Origin of the sequence: Simplicispira psychrophila DSM 11588, from assembly GCF_000688255.1 — a bacterium.
Lineage (GTDB): Bacteria > Pseudomonadota > Gammaproteobacteria > Burkholderiales > Burkholderiaceae_C > Simplicispira > Simplicispira psychrophila.
Map to the genome: position 1 here is coordinate 1 of NZ_JHYS01000031.1, position 7670 is coordinate 7670.

The window sequence follows — 7670 nt, forward strand, 5'->3', positions numbered from 1 at the left end:
CCAGCGGCAACCATGAGTTTGATCGGCTGTGCCAGGAGCTGGGTATCGAGCACCGGCTGACCAAGCCCAGGACGCCCAGAACCAACGGCATGGTCGAGCGCTTCAATGGCCGCATTGCCGATGTTCTCAAGACCCATCGGTTTAGCAGCAGCGAAGACCTGGAGCAGACCCTGCTGCGTTATGTGGCCCTGTACAACCACCAGTTGCCCCAGTCAGCGCTCAAGAGCAAAACGCCGATGCAGACGATGAAGGACTGGCACCAGTCCCATCCGCAGCTGTTTAACAAGAGACCATATGATCGTCCGGGATGCGACAATTAATAATAATAAGTATGAAAGCAGTAAGCCTCATGCTGCCCAAGCAAGCTTGAGGCAAGCGACTGTCTTGATTTTTCTATGAATGTGATCCATCAATTTTTACGATTGAATGTCAAGAGGTCGATTCATATGGTTTTGTGTGTCACCTGATTCAGCTTCAGCAGGTGTCGCTATGACTGGAATTGCGTCACTGAATTTGACGCAATATATCTATCACGACAAAATTGCGACATGGCACGTCTTACACCCACCCAAGAACTAGATCAATTAGCCCTGCTCATTGCGAGGCATCCAGAAGGCATCGACAGCGAAAGCCTATTACGACAGCTCGGTGGGGCGTTGCAGCTGCGCACTTTGCAGCGTCGCTTGGCAGGACTGGTTGAACAAGGGCTTATCAGCGTGCAAGGGCAAGCACGGGCTGTGCGCTACTTCCCTGCGGAGCAGGGGATCGTGTCAACGGTTGCTGCTGCGCTGGCAGACGACGCTGAGGCGTATGTGCCCATCAGTGCCGAAGGTGCTGACATCAAGGCCTATGTGCGCCAGCCGCGCCACTTGCGCCGGCCTGTGGGCTACCGCATAGAGTTTCTGGAGCAGTACCACCCCAATCACACCGCCTATCTGCCAGAAGGCTTGCGTGAGCAGCTCCATTCGCTGGGCCGATCACCAGCGGAACAAACACCAGCCGGCACTTTTGCCCGTGACATCCTCAGCCGGCTGTTGATTGATTTGTCTTGGGCTTCGTCACAGCTGGAGGGCAACACCTACAGCCGCCTCGACACCGCTCGACTGATTGAGTTTGGCCAGGTGGCCGAGGGCAAGGATGCGCTGGAAACCCAGATGATCCTGAACCACAAGCAGGCCATTGAATTTTTGGTGCATTCACCAGAACCAGCCACCGTTTCGCCCGACACCATCGTGTCGCTGCACGCTTTGTTGTCGGATGGCTTGCTGCCAGAACCCGCAATGTGTGGCCGGATTCGCCGCCGTGCGGTCGAGATTGGCGGTAGTGTTTATGCGCCCGTGGCTTTGCCGCAGCGCTTGGAAGAGCTGTTTGGCATTGTGGTGAGCATGGCCGCAGAGATTGACGATCCGTTTGAGCAGGCGTTCTTTTTGATGGTGCATTTGCCGTATCTGCAACCGTTTGAAGATGTGAACAAGCGCACTTCTCGTTTGGCAGCCAATATTTCGTTTATTCGACACAACCTTTGCCCGCTGTCTTTTATAGATGTGCCCCAGCAAGCCTATATAGACGCCATGCTGGGCGTGTACGAACTCAATCGGATAGAACTGCTGCGGGATGTGTTTGTGTGGGCCTACGAGCGCTCTTGCCAGCAGTACGTGGCCGTGCAGCAGAATCTAGTGCCGCCTGATATCCTGCGCCTGCGCTATCGCAAAGCGCTGGGTGAAGTTATTGCCGCCATGGTGCGGGGCGGTGCGACCATCACCGAAGCCAATGTGCTGGCTCTGCTACCCAGCAATGTGCAGCCAGAAGACCGGGCGCATTTCACCCAGCTGGTGTTGAAAGAGCTGGCTGGCCTGCATGCTGGCAATGCGGTGCGCTTTGGACTGAGGCCGTTGGAGTTGGCCGCTTGGCATGAAACGCAAAGCGAATTCAAAAAATAAAGTGCAACGCATGCTGCCCAAGAAAGCTGAGGCGAGCCTTTACACGTTCGTATTATCCAGTTCACCGGCAACGTAAGCAGTCGCGGCAGCTCTTGAAACAGCGATGAGGCATTATTTGGTGCCGAGAAGGCCGGTTGTATGTGCCGATATCACTGCCTACTACCACTGACCTATTGTGCTCAGCGCCCCATAAGGAGAAGCATGTCTGCTATCGACCCATTCCGGGTACTCGCCCCCGCCATCTGTGTGACCGCAATGCTGCGTTTGCGGTCTTTCGACCCGGCAGGTCCTATTTCGGCAAGCGACCCCTTGCAGACGGTAGCGACAGGCGGCTTCCCCGCGCCACGATTGCAGGCTCGGCGGCGGGCATCATTCCAGACAACTGGCGCACAGTTGCAGATGTTGGCTGATCTCGACCAGCGCCCGTTCGAGTTGCTCGAAATCTTCTTTCGGAATCGCACGCACGTTGGTGCCCAGGCTGGCCAAACCCGATTTGAAGTCGTAGCCGGAAAACAGGATCACCCACCGCGACGCATCGGCTTCGAGCCAACGGCGTGCCAGCTCGGTGCCTGACAAACCCGGCAGGCTCACATCGGTGACGAGGACATCGAAGCGCTGCAGCTGCAGCTGCAGCCAAGCTGCCTCGGCGTCGGCGCATAACACGATGCGTCTCTCCGGGTTGTCGATCAACTCGGAGACCATGTCACGGATGTCTGCGTTGTCCTCGACGTACATAACGTGCAGCGGACTCAGTTTTGAATTCAAGGGCATGTCAGGGGTGAAGGCTGGGCCGCATCGGGCAGCGCTTGGAGCAGTTGCAGCAAAGCTGGCATGTCGATCGGCTTGATCAGAAAGTCGTCAAAGCCCGCCTGCTCAGCACGCTGCCGGGTGTCGGGCGCCGAGTAACCGCTCATGGCGATCAAGGTCATGTCGGCACCGTAGAGCCGGCGCAGTTCAGTGGCCAGGCCAAAACCATCCAGTCCGGGCAGGCCGATATCGATGATGGCAATTTTTGGCGGATGGTCCATCGCAGCGGCCAGGCCCTGCAGCCCATCACCGGCCGCCGCACAGTCGTAGCCATGCATTTGGAACAGCTCGGTCATCACCTGCAGCGCATCGACGTTGTCTTCCACCAGCAACAGCCGCTGCGGCGTGCCGATGTCCCGCGCGGCAGCGAGCACAGGCTGGGCAGCGCACTCGCCGGCGGGCGGTGTGACCGTCGGAAGCGTCAGGACAAACTCACTGCCGCAGCCTAGCCCGGCGCTGTGCGCACGGACCGTCCCTCCATGGTCTTCGGCCATCCGCTGAACGATGGTCAGGCCGATACCAAGGCCGCTGTCCTCGCGCGCCAAGCTGTTCGATGCCTGTGTGAACAGTTCAAAAATCTTCGGCAGCATGGCGGCATCGATTCCGACGCCGTTGTCCTTGACGCTGATGTGAACGAGCGCATCGACAACGATGATGCCGATTTCGATAAGTCCGCCTAGTGGCGTGTAGCGGGCTGCGTTGTGCACCAGGTTGCTGATTACCTGCTTCATGCGCACCAGATCGACATCCACCCAGGCCACGTTGTCCAGAGCAGGCATCAGCAGCCGGTGTTTCTTGGTATCGACAAAGGCGTGCGTCATCTCGACCGCCTCGAACACCAGCTTGCCGACACCAACGACGGTGCGCTCCAGTTCTACCTTGCCACGCGAGACGCGCGACACGTCCATCAAGTCATTGACCAGTTTGGTCAGCTGCGTCGATTGCCGGCCGATGGTGTCGCGGTACTTCTCGACGTCGGCCATCTGCAGGTTTTTCTTGCGCCGCATTATCTCGACGCTCATCGAGATGGCCGCGAGCGGATTGCGCAACTCGTGGGCCAGCATCGCGACAAACTCGTTCTTGCGTTGATCGGCGAGCTCCAGATCGTGCTTGTGCTGGCGCAGCTCCTCCAACGCATGAAGCATGTCGCGGTTTTGCTGTTCGAGTTCCTCGTGGGGATTCTGGGGCTGTCGACGGAACAGCTCGTCAATACGCTGGCTGATGTCCGCGGCTTGCAACCACGGCGAATTTTGAGGAAGCAGCATCTCCATCGACACGGTCGAACCCTCGCCAGGCCGAGCCTCAATCGAGAAGGTGTCGACCAGACGCTGACTGCCGCGCAGCCCGCCGACCCGATGCAAGGCGCCGATTTCGCCACCGGACCAGACCGATGCCGGAATGCCCGGGCCTTTGTCGGTGACGCGTATCAGCACCGACTGCGCGCCGGAATGAGTAACCGATGCGCCGACCAGAAAATTTACCGTGGCCGTCCCCACGTATTGCAACGCATTGCGTCCGATTTCCGACACGGCGGTGGTTAATCGCGTGCGCTGGAGCGGCTCGAGACCGAACAGCTCGCTGATCTGGCGACAGCGGTGTCGCAGCACGACCAGGCTTTGGTCACTCTGGATTTTCACGGTCAACGCGACGATCTGCATCAGTGGCCCCTAACAACTACGACAGTGGCGTCGTCGGTATTGCGTGCGAAATCCCGGTGCAGCACCGCCGCAATCAGCACCGGATGGCTGGCCAGCAGCCCAGGATGCTTGGCCAAGTTCCAGCGTGAGCTCAGGCCGTCGGTGTTCAGGATCAGCGTCGAGTGCGACGACCAGTCAACTGAGCACTCGCGCGCCTTGCGCAATCCGTACCCGACCGTGCCATCGCTGGAGACAAGGCGCGCAGCAATGCCGCGGGTGTAGACCACGGCACTGATATTGCCCAGGCCGGCAAAGCGCAGCGTCTGCGCCTGCACGTCGATACTGACCACCGCCATCACCGCACCGCGCGTCGACAGCAGCGCCTGGTGGGCCATCTGGATCACCTGCGCTGGCCCGACCTGCCGCGCACTGCGCTGGAAGGCGTCGACGGCAGCATGCGCGGCCTCGGCGGCCTTAGGGCCATGGCCAAGCCCATCGACAATGGTCACCGCCAGCGACTGGTCGAACTGCAGGCAAGACCAACTGTCGCCCGAAACCATCTCGTTGCGTATGGGCGTCATCCTGCTGCCCAAGGTAAAGGAATCGTCTACCGGCGCCGCCACTTTCTTTTCCAGCAGCCGCGCCAACACCGCGGTGCCACCACCCGGTGCGCAATAGACGTCGAACACCGCGGCGGCGCGGCGCATCGTGCCCAGGCCAATGCCCAGGCTACTGCCGGTCGAGAACCCGTCCTTCACGGCCGCATCGAGGTTCGCAATGCCCGGACCGCGGTCCAGCGCCACGATATCCATGCCGTAAGCTGTGCCGTTGACGCACAGCGTGCTCAACTTCACTTCTCCGTGCGCGGCGTATTTGAGGATGTTGGTACACAGCTCGGAGATGACCAACGAAGCCTGCGCGACCAGTTCGGGCGTCAAGCCCATCGTGTGACCCAGCGTCGCCGCAGCGCGGCGCGCCTCGGCGATCCGGCTGTGGTCGTCGATCCTTACCGTCGTTTCCATTGTGTGATCCGTATATGGGTACCCGATCCGTCATGGGAGACGATCTCGAAGTCATGGACTAGGCGTTTCGCTCCGCCAAGCCCCAGACCCAGGCTGTTGGCGGTGGTGTAGCCGTCGCGCAGTGCCAAAGTTACGTCCGCGATGCCGGGTCCCTGGTCTTCGAAATCGAGTTGCAGCCCGGCTTTGCCATCACGCTGCACATCATGCACCGTCATCGTGCCGCCACCTCCATGGATTAGCACGTTGCGCGCCAGTTCGCTGGCTGCCGTAACGAACTTGGTGATCTCCAGGGTCGAAAGACCGACGGCCATCGCACGCGCCTGCACCTGCTTGCGCGCGGTGCCGACGTGCTCCGACGATCGGATCTCCACCACAACCACGACAACTACTGCCCGGCGTCGGGCATTTCGGTCGGGTCCACCGAGCGCCGCAGCAGAGCCAGCCCCTTGTCGACATTCAACGCTGTTCGCACGCCGGGCATCGTCATGCCCAGTTCGACCAAAGTGATGGCCACCGCGGGCCGCATGCCCACCAGCACCATCGTCGCATCCATGATGCCCACGATGGCCGAGATCTGCGACAGGATGCGGCCGATGTAGGTATCCACGATGTCCAGCGCCGAGATATCGATCAGCACACCATGCGAGCCGGTCTTGATCAACTTCTGGGTCAAGTCGTCCTGCAGACCGATGGCGAGTTCATCGTGCAACTCGACCTAGATGCTGACCAGCAGAAAGTTGTCGACCTTGAGTATGGGGATATGGTCCACCGGATGCAGCCTCTATTCGCTGGTCCTAGCTGACTGGGCGCGCTGCACGCTCTGGCCAGTCTTGCGCAACGCCGTTTGCAAAGCTCCGGCCAGCGTGGCTTTGGTAATCACGCCTTCGAGATTGACGCCGAGGTGAACGATCGTTTGCGCAATCTGCGGACGGATGCCACTGATGATGCACTCGGCACCCATCAAACGGGCGGCTGCCACGGTCTTCATCAGGTGTTGTGCGACCAGGGTGTCGACGGTCGGCACACCCGTGATGTCCAGGATCGCCACTGTCGCCTCTTTCTCGACAATAGCCTCGAGCAGGCTCTCCATCACGATTTGCGTACGTTCACTGTCCAGTGTACCGATCAGTGGCAGCGCAAGAATGCCATGCCACAGTTCGACCACGGGCGTTGACAGGTCCAGAAGCTCCTGATGCTGCCGCTCGATCACCTCTTCGCGCCCTTTCTGGTAGGCCTCGATGCTGAACAAGCCCAGCTTGTCGAGCATCAACGATACCGCCCAGAGCTCGTCGCTGAGCCGCTTTGGATCGTCAGCGAGCCCCTCGCGCAACGCCACAAACAAGGGCTGCTTGAGCGAAAACACAAAGGTGGCCGTTTCGGTGGTGCTGAACCCTGCCAACGCACGGTCGCGCGACAGATCGGTCAGCAGCGCGCGCACATCGTCCAATTCGCGGCCCACCAGATCGGCGTCCGTTGAAGATCGAATCGCTGCGGCAAATGCGCCTAGAAAGCTGCGCGCCTGTGCTTGGGTATCGCCACCGCCAAGGCTGCCGTGGCGGCGTACTTCCTGCAGTGCACCAGTCCAGTCTTGCAGAATCTTGCCCTCCTGCTGAAACAGTACCGCCGTCAGTCCTTTGTCGCTTTGCATAATCTAGTCCGTTCGGGCAATAAATAGGCGATAAGAGTGTCGCCAACGGGGGAGTATCGTCCATGTGACGACGCCTGCAGCAGTTCCTCATGGCCGACGTCGCTCTGCCCCGGCGCGACCAATGCTGGAAAAGGCTGTTGGTGGAGCGAACCAGGCTGGTCGTCGAGGGGGGAGTGGCCAGTCGGCGTTTTTGGTGGACTGGCGTCGATGGCTGCAGTTATTGGTATCGTAACAGGGAAGGGGCATTGCTCCGGATGGGTACGTCGCCGCAATGAACCAGCGGAGCTACCTTGGTGTAGCATCCCGGACGATTGCATAGATGAAAAACGCTATCCGCTCTTCATGGCCCGAGCCGTAATGCAGAAATTGATAGAGTCGCTGCAATCTACCCGGGGAGAGACGCCATGCTGATTGCTTTGCACAAGAACGCGCGCACCACGCTTGCCGTGCGCGCCGAGATAGCGGCCAGCAGCCATAGCGCTGGCGTGCTGGCTCAGCGATATGGCATCACCGAGCAGACTGTCTATAAGTGGAAGAAGCGCTCTGTCTTCACCGACCGCTCCCACACTGCGCAGCGCCTGCAGACCACGCTCACGCCTGCGCAAGAAGTGGTGGT

General features: G+C 59.8%; 8 protein-coding genes and 1 pseudogene. 3 read left to right on the forward strand and 6 right to left on the reverse strand.

The genetic code is table 11. The annotated features are described in order from the left end of the window. Together Q390_RS18870 and Q390_RS0116850 are read left to right on the forward strand one after the other, a co-directional pair. Positions 1-320: integrase core domain-containing protein (locus Q390_RS18870; protein WP_037473413.1), on the forward strand; the 320-nt coding region annotated here is incomplete at its 5' end. A gap of 228 nt (positions 321-548) precedes the next feature. After that, positions 549-1940, forward strand: coding sequence for a Fic family protein (locus Q390_RS0116850; RefSeq protein ID WP_027997112.1), 1392 nt, complete (start codon positions 549-551; stop codon positions 1938-1940). Between the two features lie 369 nt (positions 1941-2309). On the opposite strand, the gene Q390_RS0116855 is transcribed toward Q390_RS0116850, so the two are convergent. The 6 genes from Q390_RS0116855 to Q390_RS0116880 all read right to left on the reverse strand — a co-directional run bounded on the left by Q390_RS0116855 (position 2310) and on the right by Q390_RS0116880 (position 7054). Beyond that, positions 2310-2711, reverse strand: a complete 402-nt coding sequence (locus Q390_RS0116855) for a response regulator (protein ID WP_245606956.1) — start codon at positions 2709-2711, stop codon at positions 2310-2312. Beyond that, a complete protein-coding gene (locus tag Q390_RS18875; RefSeq protein WP_051603327.1) occupies positions 2702-4405 on the reverse strand; it encodes an ATP-binding response regulator in 1704 nt (567 codons plus the stop codon). Before Q390_RS18875 ends, Q390_RS0116855 begins: the two co-directional genes overlap by 10 nt. Then, positions 4405-5406 (reverse strand): SpoIIE family protein phosphatase, encoded by a 1002-nt coding sequence (locus tag Q390_RS0116865; RefSeq protein WP_027997114.1) that lies wholly within the window; start codon positions 5404-5406, stop codon positions 4405-4407. The genes Q390_RS18875 and Q390_RS0116865 overlap by 1 nt, the downstream gene beginning before the upstream one ends. Next, positions 5391-5786 carry an anti-sigma regulatory factor gene (locus Q390_RS0116870; protein WP_425423961.1) on the reverse strand — a complete coding sequence of 132 codons (396 nt, stop codon included), beginning with the start codon at positions 5784-5786 and terminating at the stop codon, positions 5391-5393. Before Q390_RS0116870 ends, Q390_RS0116865 begins: the two co-directional genes overlap by 16 nt. A gap of 5 nt (positions 5787-5791) precedes the next feature. Continuing rightward, entirely contained in the window at positions 5792-6115 is a 324-nt protein-coding gene (locus Q390_RS18880) for an STAS domain-containing protein (RefSeq protein ID WP_245606957.1), read from the reverse strand. Between the two features lie 72 nt (positions 6116-6187). After that, complete coding sequence (locus Q390_RS0116880) at positions 6188-7054, reverse strand: STAS domain-containing protein (protein WP_027997116.1); 867 nt, start codon at positions 7052-7054, stop codon at positions 6188-6190. Positions 7055-7458: 404 nt separating this feature from the next. Here Q390_RS0116880 and Q390_RS0116885 point away from each other — a divergent pair. Next, positions 7459-7670, forward strand: a pseudogene (locus tag Q390_RS0116885) (IS481 family transposase); the annotation flags it as partial.